This is a genomic window from Fluviirhizobium alvei (genome assembly GCF_030551875.1).
Taxonomy (GTDB): Bacteria; Pseudomonadota; Alphaproteobacteria; order Rhizobiales; family Rhizobiaceae; genus Rhizobium_E; species Rhizobium_E alvei.
Genome location: NZ_JAUOZU010000001.1, coordinates 70,426 through 90,265, shown reverse-complemented (window position 1 = coordinate 90,265; position 19,840 = coordinate 70,426). Strand labels below are relative to the sequence as shown.

The following is a 19,840-nucleotide window of genomic DNA, read 5'->3' as shown; positions in this document are numbered from 1 at the left end:
CCTGATGGATCGGTTGGGCCGATCGCTCAAGCCAGGACGAAGATATCATCCGCAGAGAAGGTCGCCGCCGTCAGCCCGACGATCAGGGTCTGGCCGGAATTGTCGAAGCTGATCTGCATTTCGTTGCCGTTGGTTTCGATGTCGTTGTTGGCGACGATCAGCGCATACCATTCCTCGGCGGTATCGACATCGCCGAAGGCATGGAACAATAGTTGGTCTGTGCCATCCACGAAGTCCTTGATTTCGGTCGATGCCGCCAGCGTTCCATCGGCAAGCGATCCGCCCGAACCGTTGTAGTTGGCCCCGACATCGAAAAGATCGGCACCCGATCCGCCGGTCATGGTGATCTTCAGCGAAGCGACGGAAAGCGCCACCAGCGTATCGGCATCGGCGCCGCCGTTGAGATTGCCTCCATCGGCACCGGCGGTCAGCGTATCACTGCCGGCTTCGCCGTAAAGCATGCCGTAGAGCCCGTCGCCCTCTGCGCCGTCCGACATGTCGTCATCGCCATTGCCACCGTAATAGTTGCCGGATGTGCTGATGGTGAAGACATCGGCGGCGGTGCTGCCGCGCACGGATTCGATGTTGCTCAAACTATCGACAGAACCGCCCGTCTTCGTCACTTCAAGTACGAATGTGTCGGCATTGACCGTCACGGCGCTGGTAAAGAGGGTGTAATCCGCGAGGTCCCCCGTGCCATCGCCTCCATCCAGCGTGTTGGCGCCATCACCGGAATAGAGCGTATCATTGCCACCTCCGCCAATCAGCTGATCGCCGCCGCCCACGCTGTCGCCAACAACGTTATCTGCATAGAGTTTGTTGGCAGCACCATTGCCGGTCAGGATATTGGCGAGCGCATTGCCGGTGCCGTTGATGGCCGAACTGCCGGAGAGCGTCAGGTTCTCGACGTTTACCGACAGGGTATAGGTTACCGTTGAATAGACGCTGTCGGTTCCCGCATCGGCATTTTCGGTGATCTTGTCGATGGTGCTGTCGACCCGATAGGTATCGTCACCCAGCCCGCCCAGCATCCAGTCGTTGCCGGTGCCACCGTCGAGACTATTGTTGCCGTCATTGCCGGTGAGCTTGTTGGTTTCCGCATTGCCGGTGCCATCGACATTGGCCGAACCGGTCAGGACCAGGTTCTCGATATTGGCAGCGAGCGTAACCGAAAATGCAGCCATCACCGTATCTGTGCCGCCACCGACCTGCTCGGTGGCCTTGTCGCCGGCATCCGCGAACATATAGGTGTCGTCGCCTGCCTTTCCGGCCATGGTGTCGTTGCCGGCACCGCCATCCAGCACATTGTTGCCGTCATTGCCGGTCAGCACATTGTCGAGCCCGTTGCCGGTCGCGTTGATATCGGCCGTTCCAGTCAGGACCAGTTTTTCGACATTGGCTGTCAACGTGTAGGAGATGCTGGCACTGACGGTGTCGGTGCCTTCGTTGGCCAATTCGCGGACCTTGTCATTGGCGTTGTCGACAATGTAGCTGTCATTGCCGGCCTGCCCCAGGAGCGTATCGCCTCCCAGGCCTCCGTCGATGAGATCGTTGCCGTCGCCACCCTTGATCGTATCGGCGCCGCCGTTGCCGAACAGCTTGTCGTTTCCTGCCAGCCCGAGAATGAGTTCAGCGATGCCACCGCCCGTCAGGCGATCATTGCCGGTTGTACCGCGGATTGTCTTGAGTGCCATGCCCGTCTCCCCTGAGGCCGGCATCCCGCCGAACCGTTGGTTGCTTCTAACAGCGGCAAGCTGACAGATCGCTGACGGCGCCCGTCAGCGACATATCAAGCCCATCCGACCCAATGCAGAAACATGCAAACGCCTCAGCTATCGGCCATGTAGATGTCGGCCGCCGAGAAAGTGGCAAGTGTCAAACCTGCGATCACCGTGTCGTTCAAGCTTCCGCCCGGTGCGATATGCAGGCCATCGGCGTCATCTGAAATGGCATTCTCCGAAGTCAAGACCGAATACATTTCCTCTGCGGTATCGACGTCACCAAACCCATAGAAGGCAAGAAAGTCCGTGCCGTCGACAAAGTCCGTGATTCGGGCGACTGCCGTCAGCGTGCCGGCAGTGGCGAGCGCGGTGGATTTCTCGATATAGAACTGGTCGGCATCGGCTCCACCCGTCATGGTCACCGTGCCAGCACCCCCGGTCGCGAACATGCGATCATTGCCATCCCCGCCATCGAGGTTGCCTCCATCAACGCCTCCTCTCATCACATCGTTTCCGGCGTCCCCGTAAAGATGTCCGAAGAGCCCGTCTGCGGCGATGGAATCGTACATCGAGTCCGCACCGCCACCGCCATGGAATGAGCCTGCATGGCTGATCTTGAACTCGTCATAGTCGGACGTGCCACGCCCGGATTCGATGTTGGTGAGGCTGTCTGTGCCATAGCTGTTGAACTTGTAGACGGTGGCTGACGTCTCGAAGGTGAAGCGGATGCGGGTTGCCGTTTCAGAATAATCCGCGATGTCGTCACTGCCGTCTCCGCCATCCAGCGTATTGTCGCCGCGATCGGAAAAGAGCGTGTCATTGCCGCCGCCACCATGCAGCTCATCGCCATCCCAGAACGTATGGGCATAAAGCTTGTTATCGGCTTCGTTGCCGGTGATGATATTCGGATCGCTGTTGCCATGCCCGTCGATGGCATCTGTCCCGATCAGCGTGAGATTTTCGATGTTGCTCGCCAAGGTGAAGGTGACCGAAGCGAAAACAGTATCGGTTCCCTCCAGAAACCCTTCCTCGATCTGGTCCCCGGCATTGTCGACATAATAGGTGTCGTCGCCCAACCCTCCCGACATCGTGTCGGTTCCGGCTTTGCCATCCAACACATTGGCGCCGTCATTGCCGTGAAGGCTGTTGCCCAACCCGTTGCCGGTGGCAGAAACATCTCCGGTTCCAGTCAGCCACAGGGTTTCGACATTGGCTGCGAGGATATGGCTGATCGAGGCGTAGACCGCATCTTCACCGGATGCTGCGCGCTCCACGACGACATCCCCGGCAATATCGACATAGTAGGTGTCGTTACCGCCCTTGCCTGCCATTCTGTCGGCGCCGCTAAGACCATCGATCGTATTGCTCCCGGCATTGCCAGAGATCTGGTTGGCAAGCGCATTGCCTGTGGCGGTCAGATCGGCGGAGCCCGACAGGACCAGATTCTCGACATTGGCTCCCAGGGTATAATTGAAGCCAACATAGATCGTGTCGACACCGGCGCCGACCCCCTCGCTCACCTTGTCCGTCAGGCGATCGATGAAATAGGCATCGTTACCGGCGCCACCGAACATCCGGTCGGCTCCCAGACCTCCATCCAGACGATCATTACCGTCTCCGCCATCCAGCCGGTCTGCGCCTCCGTTGCCGTAAAGCTTGTCATTGCCACCGAGCCCGATCAACCATTCAGCGATTGCGCCACCGGTCAATGTGTCACGTTTTTCGGTGCCCTTGATTTTCTTCAATGTCATGCCATCCTCCCGTTTCAATTGTGAGGACTTGTCTGGCGACGACCAATGGCTTGTTAAGAGATTGGAGCTATGGTCGATCCCGTCCAACAAGCGCCATGATCCAAGCATTGCACATTCGCTGATGCCAGGCGTTGACCCCCATCAATGAGAGGTATGAAACCTTGCGGCATTTCGTTGCATCGCTGATGATGAGTTTGGTGCTCAGCGCCCAAGGCGCGGCTGTTCTGGCGTCGGAGGGTTGTTTCCGAGGCATCAACCTGTCAGGCGCAGAGTTCGGCAAGCCCGACGGTCTGGTCAACAAGGACTACACTTGGCCTTCGAGCGACACGATCGGCTATTTCGCCGGCAAGGGGTTCGACACCATTCGCCTGCCCTTCATGTGGGAACGCCTTCAGCCGAAGCTCGGGGCCGACTTCGATGCAGCCGAATTGAACCGCCTCAGGGAAAGCGTTGCGCTGATCCGATCTTTCGGAATGCGGGTCATCCTCGATCCGCACAATTATGCCCGCTATCATGGCAAGGTGATCGGAACCGCATCCGTGCCGGAAAGCGCCTTTGCCGATCTGTGGCGCCGGCTTGCCGAACTCTACAAGGATGACGATCAGGTCATCTTCGGGCTGATGAACGAGCCCTACCAGATGCCGATTGCGCAATGGCTTTCGGCCGCCAACGCGGCCACGGCCGCGATCCGGACAGCTGGCGCGAAGAACCTGGTGCTCGTTCCCGGCACCGCCTGGAGCGGAGCCCATAGCTGGATGGTGCCGATTGATGGCGAGCCGAACGGAGTTGCCATGGCCCAGATCGTCGATCCGGGCAACAATTTCGCCTTCGAGGTGCACCAGTATACCGATGACGATTTTTCCGGAACGAAGGACAATTGCAACCGAGTTTCGGATGCGACGAAGGCGTTGAAGGATTTCACCGGCTGGCTCAAGCAGACAGGAAACCGTGGTTTCCTGGGCGAGTTCGGCGTGCCGGCGCCCGACCAATGCGTCAGGGGCCTCAAGGACATGGTCGATGTCGTCGAGGAGAATAAGGATGTCTGGACTGGCTGGACTTACTGGGTTGCCGGCGACTGGTGGCCGGAAACCGAAATGCTCAACATCCAGCCCACCAAATCCGGCGACAGGCCGCAACTCGAAGGGCTGAAGGCTGCTCTCGGCGATTTTTCCGCCGAAGGAAAATCCTGCCCGGCGCTGGATCGCTAAGGCTCAATCCGCTCTTCGTTTCTCCACCATCCGGCGGATGAAGGATTTTGTCTCCGGGAACTGGATGGCCGAAACCGTGCCTAGGATGAACCACATGAGCGAACCGGTCTTGATCGAATAGAACGAGTTCGAGATGACCATGATCAGCAGAAGATAGATGGTCATCATACCATGAAACTGCCTGCCCTTCTCGCTGCGGAAAGGCAGGAAGACATACATGGCCCAGAGGCCGATGAAGCCGAGCAGGCTGAATTTCGTAAGTGTATAGGCGAACCCGGAATCGGCTGTGAACTGGTCGGTGGTCTCATAGCCGAAGACAACCCCGGCCGACAGGTTGGTAAGAATATGGGCTGTCGCCTGAAACCGCCCCCCGATGTCATTCGGACCGCCATTGGTGCCTGTCACCAGGCCGAAGATCGTGATGACCGCCAGGAACAGAAACGGCGTGATCAGCCAGAATGTCCGCGGGACCAGCGGCAGGAACGGCCGTGCGATGGTAATCAGGATGCAGGTGAAGAGCCCGAAACGGGCATCCGCCAGCGTGATCATCGTCAACGCGGCAGCAAACAGGAACCAGCGCGGCTTCCAGTTCTGCCGGAACAGCGCCCACGAATAAAGGATCACACCGAAATTGCCCATCGACACCGGTTCGAGGAACACCGAGGAAACACGGTGCTGGCCGAGGAATGGCAGGATGGTTCGGGGTTCCGGGCGGTTGCCCGAAATGAACAGGCCGCGCGTGGCGCCATAGCTCTCCTGAAGCGAAACCGTACCACGGGCGATATAGTAGCCAAGCACATTGAAGAAATCGAGATAGAGATCGAGCAGGAAATACTCGAAGAGCGCAATCGGCAACGCAATGGCGGCAGCGATCACCACCAGACGATCGGCCAGAGCCAGATCCCGGACGCGGCTGCCGAGCGTATAGAAGACCACCGGCACGAGGATATCGCGGATCGCCTTGATGTCGGTCGCGCCCCGCAGCATGAAGAGCAGCAGCATGAAACTGATGAAGATCGCCAGGAATAGGTAGAAGCCGGCGCGCCGATCCAGTGCAGCCAGAAGGGCTGAACCGGTCACGGCCATTTCCATCAGGATCACATGCGTGTCGCTGACCGGCATGATGCGCGTGTTGACGAAGCAGAGAAACAGGTTGAACACCAGCCCGCCGAGTACGCTCGCAATCGTGAGGAACCGCAGGAAACCCAAAACGGGCGATCCTTCGCCCTGCCGGACGCCGGATGACAGCTGGCTGTCGAAGGTTATGGCCATGACGCGTCCCTCACGACTGTCAGGCGGCGCGGCCGCTCGAGATGGTGCCAAGCATGCGGTCTTTCCACGGGTCGAGCGAGGCGACGAGATTGCTGACTTCCTGCGGCTTGCTGTCGGCCGAGGTAAGAACGAAGATACCTTGGGCCTTGTCGAGAAGCTCCAGCAACTGCCGGCGGGCATCCTCCGCACCGGCATCGATCAGCACCACATCGGCCTTTCCCGAGCGGCCGACGAAATGGCGGAATGTCGGTGCACCAGCGTTGCGCGCTCGCATTTCATGCGAGAGACGTTCGAAACGCAGCCGGCTGCCCGATATCGCCTCAACACGTTCATTGCCATGACCGGATGAGTAGAGAACATTCTTGTTGCGGCGGTAAAGAGCATTTGCAAGCCGAGCGACCACCGCTTCGCCGTCATTGTCATTGTCCGCCGAAAGAAACAGGATGGTGGGCATTTCCTTGGCCGAAGCCAGGGAGAGGATCCGCTCTGCGGCGCCATCCATGCCCATTTGCGCGATCGCAGATGAGGCAGCCGGTTCAGCGACACGGATGGAAGCGGGCGCTGCCGCCGGAGTCGGCACCGCCTGAGCTGCGTCCGAGGGTTGGGAAGGCTCGGTCAAATCGGCTGCACTGCCGCGACCAAACAGCTCGTTGAAATTCTCCCGCAGCACGGCGAGCACACTACCGACGGCAATGCCGAACAGGCCAGCAGCAGCTATGATCAGGAGCTTGGCAAGCGAGGACCCGCCCCCCAAGGCTACGGCCTTGGTGATGATGCGGGAATTGTTGATGTTGACCGCCTGGTTCTGTCCCAGCTCCTCGGAACGGGACAGGAAGGCCTTGTAGAGAGCCCGCAGCGTATCGACCTCGCTCTGCAGCTCACGCGCCTTGATGCCTGCCTCGCTGACATTGTTGGAGGACTGGGTCAGCGTATCGAGCCGGGACTGCAGCATGTTCACGTTTGCCTGGCTGCGATCCACCGCATTCTTCAGCGACTGGCGAATGCGGGTGAGCTCCTGCTCGATGGCACCGCGCATGCCTTCCACCTGCGAACGGGCAGCACGCATCTGCGGGTGATTGGCCCCCAGAGAGGAGGCAAGTTCGTTGGCGGTCGAGACGAGATCGGCATAGCGCGCCCGCATGGTGCCGAGTGCCGTCGAGTTCAGCGCTTCCGGGATGCCGCCAGCTTCGATGGAGCCGACCGTGACCGCCTTTGCCTGATCGTAGCTTGCGAGTTTGGCGCCGAGCTCGGCGCGCGCGGTGATCAACTGCTTGTTGACACCTTCGACCTGCTGGTCGATCACCAGCCCCTGCTGACCGGTCGAGACGATGCCCTTTTCGGCCTTGAATTTTTCGAGTTCGGTTTCCGCCTTGCGGACCCGCGCAGCAAGGGTTTCGGCCTGCAGTTCGAAGGCACCACTCATGCGGCTGGTGGCTTCGCCACGCGCTTCATGGATCTTCTTGAGAAAGACGCTGGCGATGGTGTTGACGATTTCGGCGCCCTTCCTGGCATCGACATGCTTAAAGGTGAGTTCGACGACGAAGGACTGTCCGGCGCGCTCGACTGCCAGCCGCTTCTGCAGCGAACTGATTGCGGCTGCCTTTGCCAGTTCCTTGTCGGCGGTCGATCCGGCATAGATGAACGGATCCTTGGTGAGATCGAGCCTGTCGACAACCGCACCCAGAATTTCGCTCGATTGCAGAACATAGATCTGGCTTTCGAGAATTGCAGCATCCTGATTGGGAGCAGACGGATCCGGCGCAAGCTTGCCCTGTTCGGCGGCCAACCCCTGCGGATCGATGAGGATTTCGGCGACAACGGGCGTGGTCGGCTTGACGACAACCACATAGGCGGCCGCAAGGCAGACGAACAATACCACTGGAACAATGACATAGAGCCAACGTTTCAGGATAATACCCGGGAGACTGAAGATATCCATGGACGCCTGCTTCCCTCGATCGCGCCTCATGGCGTTGCGACCTTGATTTCGATTGCCGGAGAGACGCCGGCATTCCGGTTTCGACATTGGCAAAACATGGTTAACGACCGGTGAATTCTCAGCGCTACACCAGATCTTAAACTTTAGCGTCAAAGCATGCGGAATCCTTCCATGCTTTCCGTCCAGCAGGCGTTCGATGACCGAAATTTCCGATTTGGCAGGCCGCCCCGGCAGAAAGACGCTTTCCATGCCCCTCATTGTCCATGTGGTGCGGCAGTTTCATCCCAGCCGTGGCGGGCTTGAAGATGTGGTCGCCAATCTCGCGCGGGAAGGGCAGAAGGCCGGCTATCGCATTCGTATTGTCACCCTCGACAGCGTCTTTTCCGATCCCGGCCGCAAACTTGCCGAAAGAGAAACCATCGACGGGCTGGAGGTCATCCGGATTCCCTGGCGCGGTTCCAGCCGTTATCCGATCGCCCCGAAGGTTCTCGGCAGCATTCGGGAAGCCGATCTCGTCCATGTCCATGCCATCGACTTTTTCTTCGATTTCCTCGCGCTTACGCGCCTCTTCCACCGCAAGCCGATGATCGTGACGACCCATGGCGGCTTCTTCCACACCAGGCGATTTGCCCGCATCAAGGCGATCTGGTTCCAGACCCTCACCCGCCTTTCAGCGTCCCGCTATGATCGGGTCGTCGCCTGCAGCCAGTCCGATACCGAACTGTTCGAGAAAATCGTCAGCCGTGGCGTGGCCTGTATCGAGAACGGGGTCGACACCAACAAATTCAGGGATGCGTCCGCAAAGTCGCCGTCCAAACGGATCGTAACCATCGGCCGTTTCTCCTCGAACAAACGGCTCGACCGGATGATTTCGGCCATGGCGGCACTCGTCCGCAAGGATCCGGACTGGCACCTCGACATTGTCGGCGTGCCATCGGACCAGACCGTCGCCGATCTCGAGACCATGATTGCGGCGGAGCGAATTTCCAATCATGTTTCGGTTCACTGCAATCTCGAAAATGATGCGATCCGCACCCTGATCGGCCAGTCTTCCTTCTTCGCATCCGCATCTGAATATGAAGGGTTCGGGCTGGTCGCCATCGAGGCCATGAGCGCCGGCCTTCTTCCCGTGCTTGCGGAAAACGAGGCCTATCGCGCGCTGGCTGCCAAGCATGACAGCATCAGTCTCGCTGACTACGAGCAACCTGACGCCGTGGCGGATGTGTTCCTGGCGCAATGGAACGGACTATGCGCTCATGTCGATCAATCGAGGACGCAGGCGATGCAACAGGCGGATGCCTATTCCTGGTCAACCGTGGCGGAACAGTATTTCGCCATCTACCGGTCTGTCCTTGGCCTGCGCTGAAAGCCTCCACCCAGGATAAGGCGCATAACTCAACCAGCCCTCATTTGAGGGCCAGCGCCTTCACCTCGTCGACGAACCGCTGACGGACACGCGGCGGCGTCAGATTGTGATCAGCATTCGCCAGCATCTGAAGATGCACATTCGGATAGCGTCGTAAGCGTTCTCCGCCAGCTCCAAACTGGAAATAGAGATGTTCGAGCCCCACATCGGCCTCGCTATACATGATGGAAACCGGAACATGGCGTTTCGCATAGGTATCGAAGGCCGAGCGGACTTCCGCAGCGACGCTGTGCTTTCCGGGCAGCTTCATTAGGATCGGGGCAAAGCGGAAGGACAGACGCCGCCCGAGCGCGATCGTCATGTTGCGCAATGCAGCGCGGATGTTGACCTCACCGCGCAGAAGTCGCCAAAGCGTCTCCTTGCGCACGAACCGCTGGCCATAATCGTTCAGGCTACGCGGTACGATCGACACATCTTCGGGAACGATCTTGCCCGGTTCCCAGAAGAAAACGAAAGGATTGACGCTGACCACGGCCTGCACGCGCTTGTCGGCAAGGCCGGCGCGGAAGGCGACATAGCCGCCGCTGCAGCGACCGGCGATCATCAAGGGCCCGTGACGAAGGCTTTCGAGGAAATTCAACGCCGCCGAAGCGTCCTCGTTCTGACCGTCGGAATAGAGAACGCGATCCGGCTGGCCCGGTCGCGGTGGACTGTCCGCAACATTGGCTGAATCGAAACGCAGCGAGAGAATACCCTGGCGGGCGAGATCCCGGGCCAGATCGGCAATGCCCCGTCCCCAGCCTGAATGGCGGTCATAGGCGGTGGACAGAAGCAGCACCGAACGCCCCCGAATTTCGCCTTCGGGTCGGCAGACGATGCCGGAGAGATGGTCGTAATCGCCAAAACGGACCGGTTGCTCGACAAAACCGTCGCCGGTCAACTGCTGGTCACCTGCGGGCAACAGAGCACGAAGATCCGTGGGGAGCGATAGCATATCGGCCCATTCGATGACCCGCTCCATCATTTCCCGCGGCTCGCGCGCCGTCAGCGGCATGGTCATGAGAAGATCGTAGTTGAGATATTCTTCCTGGATCACCTCGGTGGCTCCACCTTCGCGCAGCGCATCGGCGAGTGCCAATTCAGATACCCGATGTTGGCGCTCGAGAATGAGGTATCTTGAGGCCGTGGCTGTTTGCGGCGCCGCAAGATTGAGCGCCTTGACCTCCTGCGCCACCTTTGGCGGCATGATCAGGCCGGCAATCGATATCTGGTCCTGGAATCGATCGTCATCCTTGAGCCCAAGATCCTCATAGATGAATTTCGCGCGAAAGCCGATTTCCCGCAGGTAGGTACGGCCGCTGGTGACCGGAGCGAGCATCGCAATGCCGCTGACATCCTCGATCCGCGCAGCCGCGCGATGGGCAAGCGTGGCACCGAGACCGTGGCCGATCAGAACCAGCCTGTTCCGGCGACTCAGCGACTTCAGTTCAGCGGCGGCGGCGACAATCGAATCTTCCCAGGCGGCAAGGCTTTCGACGGACATGACGTCAGCCGCAGAATCGCCTGTGCCGGGATAGTCGAAGCGCAGGCTCGGATAGCCGCGGGCAGCAAGACGCTCCGCGAAAATGCGGATGGACTTGCGAACGCACATTTCGTCATAGCCCCAGGGGCTCACGAACAGGATGGCGACGTCCCTTGCTGTAGATTGCGCTTCTTCAGGCTGATAAAGACCGATGGTTTCATCAAAAGTCACACCGATGCCCGCCGCACGGCCAGCACCTTCGACCTGCTCCTCCGACAGTGAAACCGGGTTGCTTTCCATGAATTAGTCCTCCTTGATCCCGGCGGCCATGGCGCCTGGCGCCACGAAGCCGAGAAGAATTTGGGCCCAACGGGCGATCGGATTTGGCAGACGGTTCAAACCGCCGACAAGGACAAGCGCATCTTCGACCTCGACAGCCTTGAAGATCCTGAGCGCTACGACATAGACGACGGCGCCGACGGCGATCGCCACGACCAGACCTAAGCCGCCATTGAGAACCTCAAGACTGAGCCAGGCGGCCAGCGCGCAGGTAAATGAAGCAAATGCGACCTTGGCGAGGCTGAAATAGAGCTTGTTGAATTCGGACCCGAACCGCAAAAGCACGATCATCATCACGCACATGGCCAGGAAGACGACGATGCGGGCGAATGCCGCACCCTCTCCACCGAAGAAAGGCACCAGCAGGAAGCATCCGGCGACCATGATGGCGCTGGCGGCGATGGATATATAGAGCCTTTCCTTGGTGCGATCCATGGACAGGAGATAGAGGCTCAGCGTCTGCATGAAGGCGGCTCCCGGCGCGGCAAGCGCAAGCAAAGCCACGGTGAGACCGCTTTCGCGGAAGGGCGCACCGAACACAACGGTCACCAGTTCGGTCGCGATCGCAGCCAGGCCGAAACTGACAGGCAGGGTAATATAGGACAGGGCCCGCGTAACACCGGCTATGACATCGGCCGACAGTCCGCCACCACCGTTTTCATGCCGGCGCTCGGAATAATAGGGCAACAAGCTGCCGGTCAGCTGAATAGGGATCTGCAGAGCCATATTGGCGAGCGATAGGCCGACAGCATAGAAGCCGACGATCTTCACAGACCAGAACTGCTGCAGGAACAGAAGTTCGATGCGATTGAGGAAGATTGAATCGACGATGAATTCCAGCGAGATGATGAGCGAAGACGTAGCCAGGTAACTGCGTGGCACGTCGCAGCGGTCGCGACGGGCAAAAATGATCGGGGCCGTGGCGACAAACAGGACGAACTGGCCAAGCGCATAGCCGACAAGCGCGCCTTCGACACCATGGGTAACCGCACCGACCGAAACACCGGCAACCTGAAAGAGTGAGACCAAGACAGTGAGCTTGAAGAAAGTGCCGAGTTTCTTCTCGCCGATCAGATAGAATTTGCTGAAAGAACCGATCGCCTGAATGACGAAGAGAAACGCCGTCACCAACGCAACAGAAGGGGCGGTTTCCGCCCAATGATATTCTTCCGAGGTCAGGAAGAATATGGCGTAGAGGATGGTCAGTACCAGGGTTGCAAACAGGGTCGGGGTCAGAAGGACGGCCGAAAAGCCCTTGCGTCGCTTTTCGTCATAACCCTGCGCCTTCAACTGCGGCAACATTTTCAGGAGCATGACGCTCGATCCCAGTTCGGCGATCGAGGCTCCGGACATGACGAGCCAGAGCGAAAAGGCAATGATGCCGTTGCCTTCCGGACCCAGGAGGCGTGCGGTGATGATTGTGGATGCAAAGCCGGTCACCAGCAGCATGAGACCAGCGAGCGCGTTCAGAAGCGAATTGGCGAGAATTCCATTGGCCATAGGCTTGCTCTTGTTTATCCGTTACGGCCTGGATGGGCAGCGCGATGTATAACATTGGTCAACCGGTCGGATCTGAGACTGGCCGACTGGGTCTTCACAAGCGCGCGCAATGCGGTTTCGTAGGTGTTGGCGGCGAGATAGGATTTGAGGAACGCCCGCGCACGGACAGCTTTCGCCTTGGCGCCTGCGGGGTCCTGCGCAATGGCTGCCAACTGTTGAGCGGCATGATTGCAGTCCGCATCAGCCCAGCGCGCGTGAGCAAGATGCGCGAATTCCGGATGATCATCCACCACAGGGATCAGATTGTAGCGCGTGTTCCAGGTGTTGGCGGGATCGCAGAAATCCACCGTGCCGGACCATCCGGTTGAAACCACCGGCGTTTCATGAAGAATGGCTTCGGCAACGGTCAGCCCGAAGCCTTCGGAACGATGAAGCGACAGGTAAGCATCCGACTGGCGGATAATGCCCTGGATCATCGAAGATGGCAGCCGATCGGTGACAATCTTCACATCCGGCATGCCTTCTGTTTCCGCCAGCAAAGTGCGAAGCGCCTCATCCGTCGCCGGATTGCCGCTCGCCTTCATCAGCAGGAAACTGTTGGAATGCTGTGCCCGGAAAATCTGGAAGGCCTTGATGACGGCCTGCGGATTCTTACGATTGATCGAGGAGCCCGCAGAGAAGACCGAGCTGACGAGGAAGGCATCCTCAGGGATCGAGAACCGGCAGCGGATCGCATCTTCCGCCGTCTTTTCAGTAACGGGATGCGGAACCACCAGCACCGGCCGGTCGGTATGGCGCGCCAGTGCATCGCGGGTAAAGACCGAGGGGACGAAGATTGCGTTCATATAGCGGAACGCGTTCTTCCATTCGGACGGGATTTCCTCGAGTTCCCAGGCCCAATAGCCGATGTTGAAGGCACGAGCGAATTTGCCAAACCCGATCGATGCCACGGCACGCGGCAACATCGGCGGATTGAGATGAAGGATACGGCTCGTCGCCGCCTTGGCACTTTCGCGTGGCCTATGCCAGCCGATTGCCTCGGGCGATTCCGGATCGGTACTGACATCGCGCAGCCGGATGGGCAGCCCGCTCGATGCGAGGGCATCCGCGCAAAGCCGGGCGGATTCTCCAACGCCTGCCGACATGGACAGATAGCCGACCACCTCCAGCGGTCCGGACGGATCGAACTCCATCGGGGACCGCGGGATGAGCCGCTGAAGCACCTGCGCCCGGAACAAACGATATAAGCGTCTCACATCCAGATTTCCTGTTGAACCGTTAGGACGCTAATCCACAGTCGTTATGGAAATCTGAAATTATGCAAATGACCGGTCCTTGTGCCAGACCGATGCAATTCATCGTCAAGAAAAGATAAACGCCCGGTATGGGCATACCGGGCGTCAAATCATTCAGTCGAGCGGATGTCAGTCGCTCAACGTATCGAAGAAATCCTTCATCTTGGCGAAAAAGCCTGTTGATTCCGGATTGTTATCCTTCGACGAAATCTTCTGGAATTCTTCCAGAAGCTCGCGCTGGCGCTTGTTTAGCTTCTGTGGCGTTTCCACCATGATCTGCACATAGAGATCACCGGTCTGGTGCGAGCGCAGAACCGGCATGCCCTTGCCCTTTAGGCGGAACTGCTTGCCGGTGGGCGTGCCTTCCGGAACAGTGACGCGCGACTTGGTGCCATCGAGCGTGGAAATCTCGAACTTGCCGCCCAGCGCCGCCGTCACCATCGGGATCGTGATGGTGCAATAGAGATCGGCACCGTCGCGCTTGTAGAAGGAGTGCGGCTTGACCGACATGAAGATATAGAGATCACCCGACGGCCCGCCACGAAGACCGGCCTCCCCTTCGCCCTGAAGGCGAATGCGGGTACCATCTTCGATACCGGCCGGGATATTGACCTGCAGCGAACGTTCTTCGGTCACGCGACCCTGGCCATGGCACTTGGTGCAGGGATCGGCAATGGTCTGGCCGCGGCCCTGGCAGGTGGGGCAAGTCCGTTCGATCGAGAAGAAGCCTTGCGTCGCCCGCACCCGGCCCGAGCCATGACAGGTGGCGCAGGTTGTGGGTTTGGTGCCGGGCTTGGCCCCGGTTCCCGTACAGACATCGCAGGTGATCGACGAGGGAACGCGGATCTGCGCCACCTTGCCGGCAAACGCTTCCTCGAGCGAGATTTCCATATTGTAGCGCAGGTCGTCGCCGCGCTCGCGGCCCTGCGAAGCGCCACCACCTCGCCGACGACCGCCGCCCATCATTTCGCCAAAGATGTCTTCGAATATATCGGAGAAGCCACCGGCGCCGAAACCGGCACCACCGCCGGGCCCGCCGCCCATTCCACCCTGTTCGAAGGCGGCATGGCCGAAGCGATCATAGGCCGCGCGCTTTTGCGGGTCCTTGAGCGTTTCATAGGCTTCGTTGATTTCCTTGAATTTCTTTTCGGCGGCCTCGTCACCCGGGTTCTTGTCCGGATGCCATTTCATGGCAAGCTTGCGAAAGGCGCTCTTGAGCTCCTTCTCGTCCGCCGTTTTGCTCACACCGAGCGTATCGTAAAAGTCAGCTTTTGCCATATCGGGTCCAAACGGGCCTTATCCCGCGCACTCACGCCTATGTCCCGCGACTGGCCCTATCGATTTCAAACCAGCGCGGGAGAAACCGGCGCATCACACATTCACGGAAGTGGAAAGGCCTGCAGGTATTCCTGCAGGCCCGATGGATCAGCCTCAGGCCGACTTCTTCTTGTCGTCGCTGACATCTTCGAAGTCAGCATCGACGACGTTGTCGTCGTCCGAACCGGCGGCGCCCGCTGCGCCACCTTCCGCCTGCTGGGACTCATACATGGCCTGGCCGAGCTTCATGGACACTTCCATGAGGGTCTGGGTCTTGGCCTTGATGTCTTCGGCGTCGGCATCGGCAGAGGCCACGGCCGTCTTCAGAGCTTCGATCGCCTGGCTGATCGCGTCGCGATCTTCCTGGCTGACCTTGTCACCATAATCCTTGAGCGACTTCTCGGTCGAATGGATCAGGCTTTCGGCATGGTTCTTGGCTTCGACCGACTCGCGACGCTTCTTGTCGTTCTCGGCGTTGGCTTCGGCGTCCTTGACCATCTTTTCGATATCGGCGTCAGACAGACCACCCGAGGCCTGGATGCGGATCTGGTGCTCCTTGCCGGTGCCCTTGTCCTTGGCCGAAACGTTCACGATACCGTTGGCATCGATGTCGAAGGTGACTTCGATCTGCGGCACGCCACGCGGTGCCGGCGGAATGCCGACGAGGTCGAACTGACCGAGCAGCTTGTTGTCGGCTGCCATTTCACGTTCACCCTGGGCAACGCGGATGGTCACGGCCTGCTGGCCATCTTCGGCGGTCGAGAAGACCTGGCTCTTCTTGGTCGGGATCGTCGTGTTGCGATCGATCAGACGGGTGAAGACGCCACCGAGCGTTTCGATGCCGAGCGACAGCGGGGTCACGTCGAGCAGCAGCACGTCCTTGACATCGCCCTGCAGAACGCCGGCCTGGATGGCGGCACCCATGGCGACGACTTCGTCCGGGTTGACGCCCTTGTGGGGTTCCTTGCCGAACAGCTGCTTGACGACTTCCTGCACCTTCGGCATGCGGCTCATGCCGCCAACGAGAACGACTTCATCGATCTCGGCTGCGGAAACGCCGGCATCCTTGAGGGCTGCCTTGCAGGGCGCGACCGTGCGCTGAACCAGATCATCGACCAGGCTTTCGAACTTGGCGCGCGTCAGCTTCATCGTCAGATGCTTCGGACCCGAAGCATCGGCCGTGATGAACGGCAGGTTGATTTCGGTCTGCTGCGAGGAGGAGAGCTCGATCTTGGCCTTTTCGGCAGCTTCCTTCAGACGCTGCAGAGCGAGCTTGTCATTCTTCAGCTCGATGCCCTGATCCTTCTTGAACTCGGTCGCAAGATATTCGACCAGACGCATGTCGAAGTCTTCACCGCCGAGGAAGGTGTCGCCGTTGGTGGATTTCACTTCGAAGACGCCATCGCCGATTTCGAGAACCGAAATATCGAAGGTGCCGCCGCCAAGGTCGTAGACGGCAATGGTCTTGCCATCCTTCTTGTCGAGGCCGTAGGCCAGTGCTGCTGCAGTCGGCTCGTTGATGATGCGGAGCACTTCAAGGCCGGCGATCTTGCCTGCATCCTTGGTGGCCTGACGCTGGGCGTCATTGAAGTAAGCCGGGACGGTGATAACGGCCTTTTCGACCTTTTCGCCGAGATAGGCTTCGGCCGTTTCCTTCATCTTCTGCAGGATCATGGCCGAGATCTGCGACGGCGAATAGCCGGTGCCGCGGGCTTCAACCCAGGCGTCGCCATTGCCGGCCTTGGTGATCTTGTAGGGAACGAGACCCTTGTCCTTTTCCACGGTCGGATCTTCGTAGCGACGACCGATCAGGCGCTTCACAGCAAAGACGGTGTTTTCAGGATTGGTCACGGCCTGGCGCTTCGCGGGCTGGCCGACGAGACGTTCGCCGTCTTCGGTGAAAGCCACCATCGAAGGGGTCGTGCGGGCGCCCTCGGAATTCTCGATGACGCGGGCATCCTTGCCATCCATCACCGCTACGCAGGAATTCGTGGTTCCGAGGTCAATACCAATAACTTTAGCCATTTCACTTCTCTCCTCTAAGCAGGTTGCCAGGACCCATGTCGGCGTTCCAAGGCATCCCCCGTATGGATGGTTTCATTCAGATTTGCCGGACCCCAGGGCCCGTGCCGATGACGGACATATAAGGAGGCGTTTTTGCCTCTGCAAGGCGTTAATACCGCCAATTTCCTGCAAATTTTCACATAACTTGCCATGCCGCAACATGCAGCATCGGGGCCACCGCGGTCAAAAGCCGCGCAATGGCTGCGGTTACTGTTGCAGGATGACGTCGAGCAGCGTGCCCTTGGACTTCGGCTTGGGCTCGGTCGAGCCCGTTGCGCCTACGTCCATGGGCGGAACCAGGCCTTCGTCGGCCTGTCCTTCGCTGTCGCGAATGACCTGATCGACCGTTGCCGGCGGGATCGGTGCATCTTCGGTCAATGGTTCCACCGGACGGGCCGGCCTCAGGCGCGCATCGTTGACCGGCTCGCGGGCGGGAGCCTTTTTCGTATCGGCGGGCTTGGGCTCGTCACCACCCAAGGCTTCGCTGATCATATCGAAAAGGGTTTCGCTACTGTCAGCGGACGGCTCCTGTGCCGGGCGATCCGGCTCGGTCGTCCCCCCACCCAGTCCGGGAAGCGGCGATGGGGCAAGCCCGGCATGGGCGGCGATCATGAATTCGCTCCAGGTCTTGGCTGGCAGACCGCCACCCGTGACCTTTTTCATCGAATCGCCGTCATCGTTGCCGAACCAGACGCCGGCGACGAGATTGGTCGTGTAACCGACGAACAGCGCATCGCGGAAGGATTGTGTGGTTCCGGTCTTGCCGGCGGCCTGCCAGCCCGGAAGCTTGGCATTCTTGCCGGTCCCGTTGGCAATGACACCCACGAGCATCCGGTTCATCTGGCCGACCACCTTTTCCGACAGAACCTTGGGCGGCATGTCAAACGTGCTTTCGAACAGAACCTTGCCATCGACCGTGGTGATTTTCTGGATGATGTGCGGGGTTGCCTTGAAGCCGCCGTTCATGAAGGGCGCATAGGCGGCCGTGAGTTCGACCAGCGTCGTCTCCGACGTGCCAAGCGCGATCGAGGCATTGTCATTAAGTTCGGATTCGATGCCGAGGCGACGCGCGAGCTTGGCGACATTCTGCGGGCCCGCCTCCATGACGAGCTGGGCTGCAATCGTGTTCAGCGAGTTGGCGAGCGCCGAGGCAAGCGTTACCTGACCGCGATATTTGTTGTCATAATTTTCCGGCGTCCATTTGCCGATCCGCACCGGCGCATCGTTGCGCACCGAATTCGGCGACAGGCCCTGTTCGAGGGCAGCTGCATAGACGAACGGCTTGAAGGCGGAACCGGGCTGGCGCTTGGCCTTGAAGGCACGGTTGAACTGGCTGTCGGCATATTCGCGACCACCCACCAGCGCCCGCACTGCTCCTGTGCCGTCGATGGCAACCAAGGCCGCCTGGCTGGCATTCAGCTTCTTGCCGTCCTTGTCGAGCGAGGCCTTGATGGCCTTTTCGGCCGCCTTTTCCAGCGTACGGTCAATGGTGGTTTCGACGATGATATCTTCCTTGAACTCACCCACCAGCTTGGGCAGTTCATCCATCACCATGTCGGCAGCATAATGTTCGGCACCTGACCAGAAGCTCTTTGCCTTCGGTGGCGTTGCAGAGGATGCGGCAGCCACTTCCTCCTGCGTCACATAGCCCTGTTCTTCCATGGCGGCGAGAACGAGCTTGGCACGGTCCATCGCACCCTTTGGGTTCTTGGCCGGCGACAGGGCGGACGGCGCCTTGAGAAGCCCAGCAAGGATCGCCGCTTCGGTGAGATTCACGTCGCGCGCCGATTTGTTGAAATAGCGCCGCGAGGCTGCCTCGACCCCATAGGAATTGGATCCGAAAAAGACCCGGTTGAGATACATGGCAAGGATCTGATCCTTGGAATATTTGCTCTCGAGCCAGAAGGCGAGCAGCACTTCCTGGACCTTGCGCTCCAGCGTTCGCTCGGGCGTCAGGAACATGTTCTTGGCCAACTGCTGGGTGAGCGTGGAACCGCCCTGAACCATGCGGCCCGCCATGACGTTGCGGGCCATGGCGCGGGCCAGGCCGATCGGGTCGACACCGAAATGGCTGTAGAATCGCCGATCCTCGATCGCCATCACCGCCTGCGGAATGTAGGGCGACATGGAATCGAGCGACAGCGCCTCGCCCCCGGTCGAGCCGCGATTGGCCAGCAGTTCGCCGTTAACATCAACGATCTTGATGTTCGGCGGCCGGTCGGGCATTGCCCAGCTTTCGGCACTCGGCATGCGCGAGCCATAATAGAGAACCAGACCAGCAACCGCGATACCACCCCAGAGACCGAGGACAAAGGTCCAGTAGGTCAGGCGCCGGATGAGGGAGAAGAATCCACCGCCGGACCGGCGCGAGGATCGCGAGCGCGACGCGGATTTCGATGATTTGGCGGGCTTGCTCGAGCGGCCGCGTGTCACGCGATCCCGCGGATCAGCGCGCAGATCACCACTGCTGCGGGACCTGCTGGAGCCTTCGAAGGAAGGTTCGATCCGCGTTCGGGATTTTTTCTTGTCCGCCATTGACTGGGATT

12 protein-coding genes are annotated in these 19,840 nt (G+C 59.5%); 2 read left to right on the top strand and 10 right to left on the bottom strand.

Features of this window, described 5'->3' with window-relative positions; all coding sequences use genetic code 11:
• Positions 1-26: 26 nt before the first annotated feature.
• On the bottom strand, positions 27-1,694 hold the full coding sequence (locus tag Q4481_RS00445) for a beta strand repeat-containing protein (protein ID WP_304374210.1): 1,668 nt from the start codon (positions 1,692-1,694) through the stop codon (positions 27-29).
• Positions 1,695-1,828: 134 nt separating this feature from the next.
• Positions 1,829-3,472, bottom strand: coding sequence for a calcium-binding protein (locus tag Q4481_RS00440; protein WP_304374209.1), 1,644 nt, complete (start codon positions 3,470-3,472; stop codon positions 1,829-1,831).
• A gap of 185 nt (positions 3,473-3,657) precedes the next feature.
• On the opposite strand from Q4481_RS00440, the gene Q4481_RS00435 reads away from it, so the two are divergent.
• Complete coding sequence (locus Q4481_RS00435; protein ID WP_304374207.1) at positions 3,658-4,680, top strand: glycoside hydrolase family 5 protein; 1,023 nt, start codon at positions 3,658-3,660, stop codon at positions 4,678-4,680.
• Positions 4,681-4,683: 3 nt separating this feature from the next.
• Here the strand turns inward: Q4481_RS00435 and Q4481_RS00430 are convergent, their stop codons facing one another.
• A complete protein-coding gene (locus tag Q4481_RS00430; RefSeq protein WP_304374205.1) occupies positions 4,684-5,952 on the bottom strand; it encodes a UDP-phosphate alpha N-acetylglucosaminyltransferase in 1,269 nt (422 codons plus the stop codon).
• Between the two features lie 19 nt (positions 5,953-5,971).
• The gene (locus Q4481_RS00425; RefSeq protein WP_304374204.1) at positions 5,972-7,891 is read right to left on the bottom strand and encodes a GumC family protein; all 1,920 of its coding nucleotides are present in this window, start codon (positions 7,889-7,891) and stop codon (positions 5,972-5,974) included.
• A 247-nt stretch (positions 7,892-8,138) separates the two neighbouring features.
• On the opposite strand from Q4481_RS00425, the gene Q4481_RS00420 reads away from it, so the two are divergent.
• Positions 8,139-9,257 carry a glycosyltransferase family 4 protein gene (locus tag Q4481_RS00420; protein WP_304374202.1) on the top strand — a complete coding sequence of 373 codons (1,119 nt, stop codon included), beginning with the start codon at positions 8,139-8,141 and terminating at the stop codon, positions 9,255-9,257.
• 40 nt (positions 9,258-9,297) lie between these two features.
• Here Q4481_RS00420 and Q4481_RS24655 read toward each other — a convergent pair whose 3' ends face one another.
• The 6 genes from Q4481_RS24655 to Q4481_RS00390 form a co-directional block, all read right to left on the bottom strand.
• Positions 9,298-11,079, bottom strand: a complete 1,782-nt coding sequence (locus tag Q4481_RS24655) for an alpha/beta fold hydrolase (RefSeq protein WP_304374201.1) — start codon at positions 11,077-11,079, stop codon at positions 9,298-9,300.
• Positions 11,080-11,082: 3 nt separating this feature from the next.
• The gene (locus Q4481_RS24650; RefSeq protein WP_304374199.1) at positions 11,083-12,618 is read right to left on the bottom strand and encodes a lipopolysaccharide biosynthesis protein; all 1,536 of its coding nucleotides are present in this window, start codon (positions 12,616-12,618) and stop codon (positions 11,083-11,085) included.
• Positions 12,619-12,632: 14 nt separating this feature from the next.
• The gene (locus tag Q4481_RS00405; protein ID WP_304374197.1) at positions 12,633-13,874 is read right to left on the bottom strand and encodes a glycosyltransferase family 4 protein; all 1,242 of its coding nucleotides are present in this window, start codon (positions 13,872-13,874) and stop codon (positions 12,633-12,635) included.
• Between the two features lie 168 nt (positions 13,875-14,042).
• Positions 14,043-15,191 carry a molecular chaperone DnaJ gene (dnaJ, locus tag Q4481_RS00400; protein ID WP_304374196.1) on the bottom strand — a complete coding sequence of 383 codons (1,149 nt, stop codon included), beginning with the start codon at positions 15,189-15,191 and terminating at the stop codon, positions 14,043-14,045.
• A 153-nt stretch (positions 15,192-15,344) separates the two neighbouring features.
• The gene (gene dnaK, locus Q4481_RS00395) at positions 15,345-17,255 is read right to left on the bottom strand and encodes a molecular chaperone DnaK (protein WP_304374194.1); all 1,911 of its coding nucleotides are present in this window, start codon (positions 17,253-17,255) and stop codon (positions 15,345-15,347) included.
• A gap of 246 nt (positions 17,256-17,501) precedes the next feature.
• Complete coding sequence (locus Q4481_RS00390; protein ID WP_304374193.1) at positions 17,502-19,829, bottom strand: transglycosylase domain-containing protein; 2,328 nt, start codon at positions 19,827-19,829, stop codon at positions 17,502-17,504.
• Between the last annotated feature and the right edge of the window lie 11 nt (positions 19,830-19,840).

Excerpts from the sequence above, each read along its gene's own strand:
- Q4481_RS00445 (WP_304374210.1), bottom strand. The coding sequence starts at position 1,694 with ATGGCACTCAAGACAATCCGCGGTACAACCGGCAATGATCGCCTGACG.
- Q4481_RS00390 (WP_304374193.1), bottom strand. The coding sequence starts at position 19,829 with ATGGCGGACAAGAAAAAATCCCGAACGCGGATCGAACCTTCCTTCGAA.
- Q4481_RS00430 (WP_304374205.1), bottom strand. The coding sequence starts at position 5,952 with ATGGCCATAACCTTCGACAGCCAGCTGTCATCCGGCGTCCGGCAGGGC.
- Q4481_RS00435 (WP_304374207.1), top strand. The coding sequence starts at position 3,658 with ATGATGAGTTTGGTGCTCAGCGCCCAAGGCGCGGCTGTTCTGGCGTCG.
- Q4481_RS24650 (WP_304374199.1), bottom strand. The coding sequence starts at position 12,618 with ATGGCCAATGGAATTCTCGCCAATTCGCTTCTGAACGCGCTCGCTGGT.
- Q4481_RS00425 (WP_304374204.1), bottom strand. The coding sequence starts at position 7,891 with ATGGATATCTTCAGTCTCCCGGGTATTATCCTGAAACGTTGGCTCTAT.
- Q4481_RS00420 (WP_304374202.1), top strand. The coding sequence starts at position 8,139 with ATGCCCCTCATTGTCCATGTGGTGCGGCAGTTTCATCCCAGCCGTGGC.
- dnaK (WP_304374194.1), bottom strand. The coding sequence starts at position 17,255 with ATGGCTAAAGTTATTGGTATTGACCTCGGAACCACGAATTCCTGCGTA.
- dnaJ (WP_304374196.1), bottom strand. The coding sequence starts at position 15,191 with ATGGCAAAAGCTGACTTTTACGATACGCTCGGTGTGAGCAAAACGGCG.
- Q4481_RS00440 (WP_304374209.1), bottom strand. The coding sequence starts at position 3,472 with ATGACATTGAAGAAAATCAAGGGCACCGAAAAACGTGACACATTGACC.
- Q4481_RS24655 (WP_304374201.1), bottom strand. The coding sequence starts at position 11,079 with ATGGAAAGCAACCCGGTTTCACTGTCGGAGGAGCAGGTCGAAGGTGCT.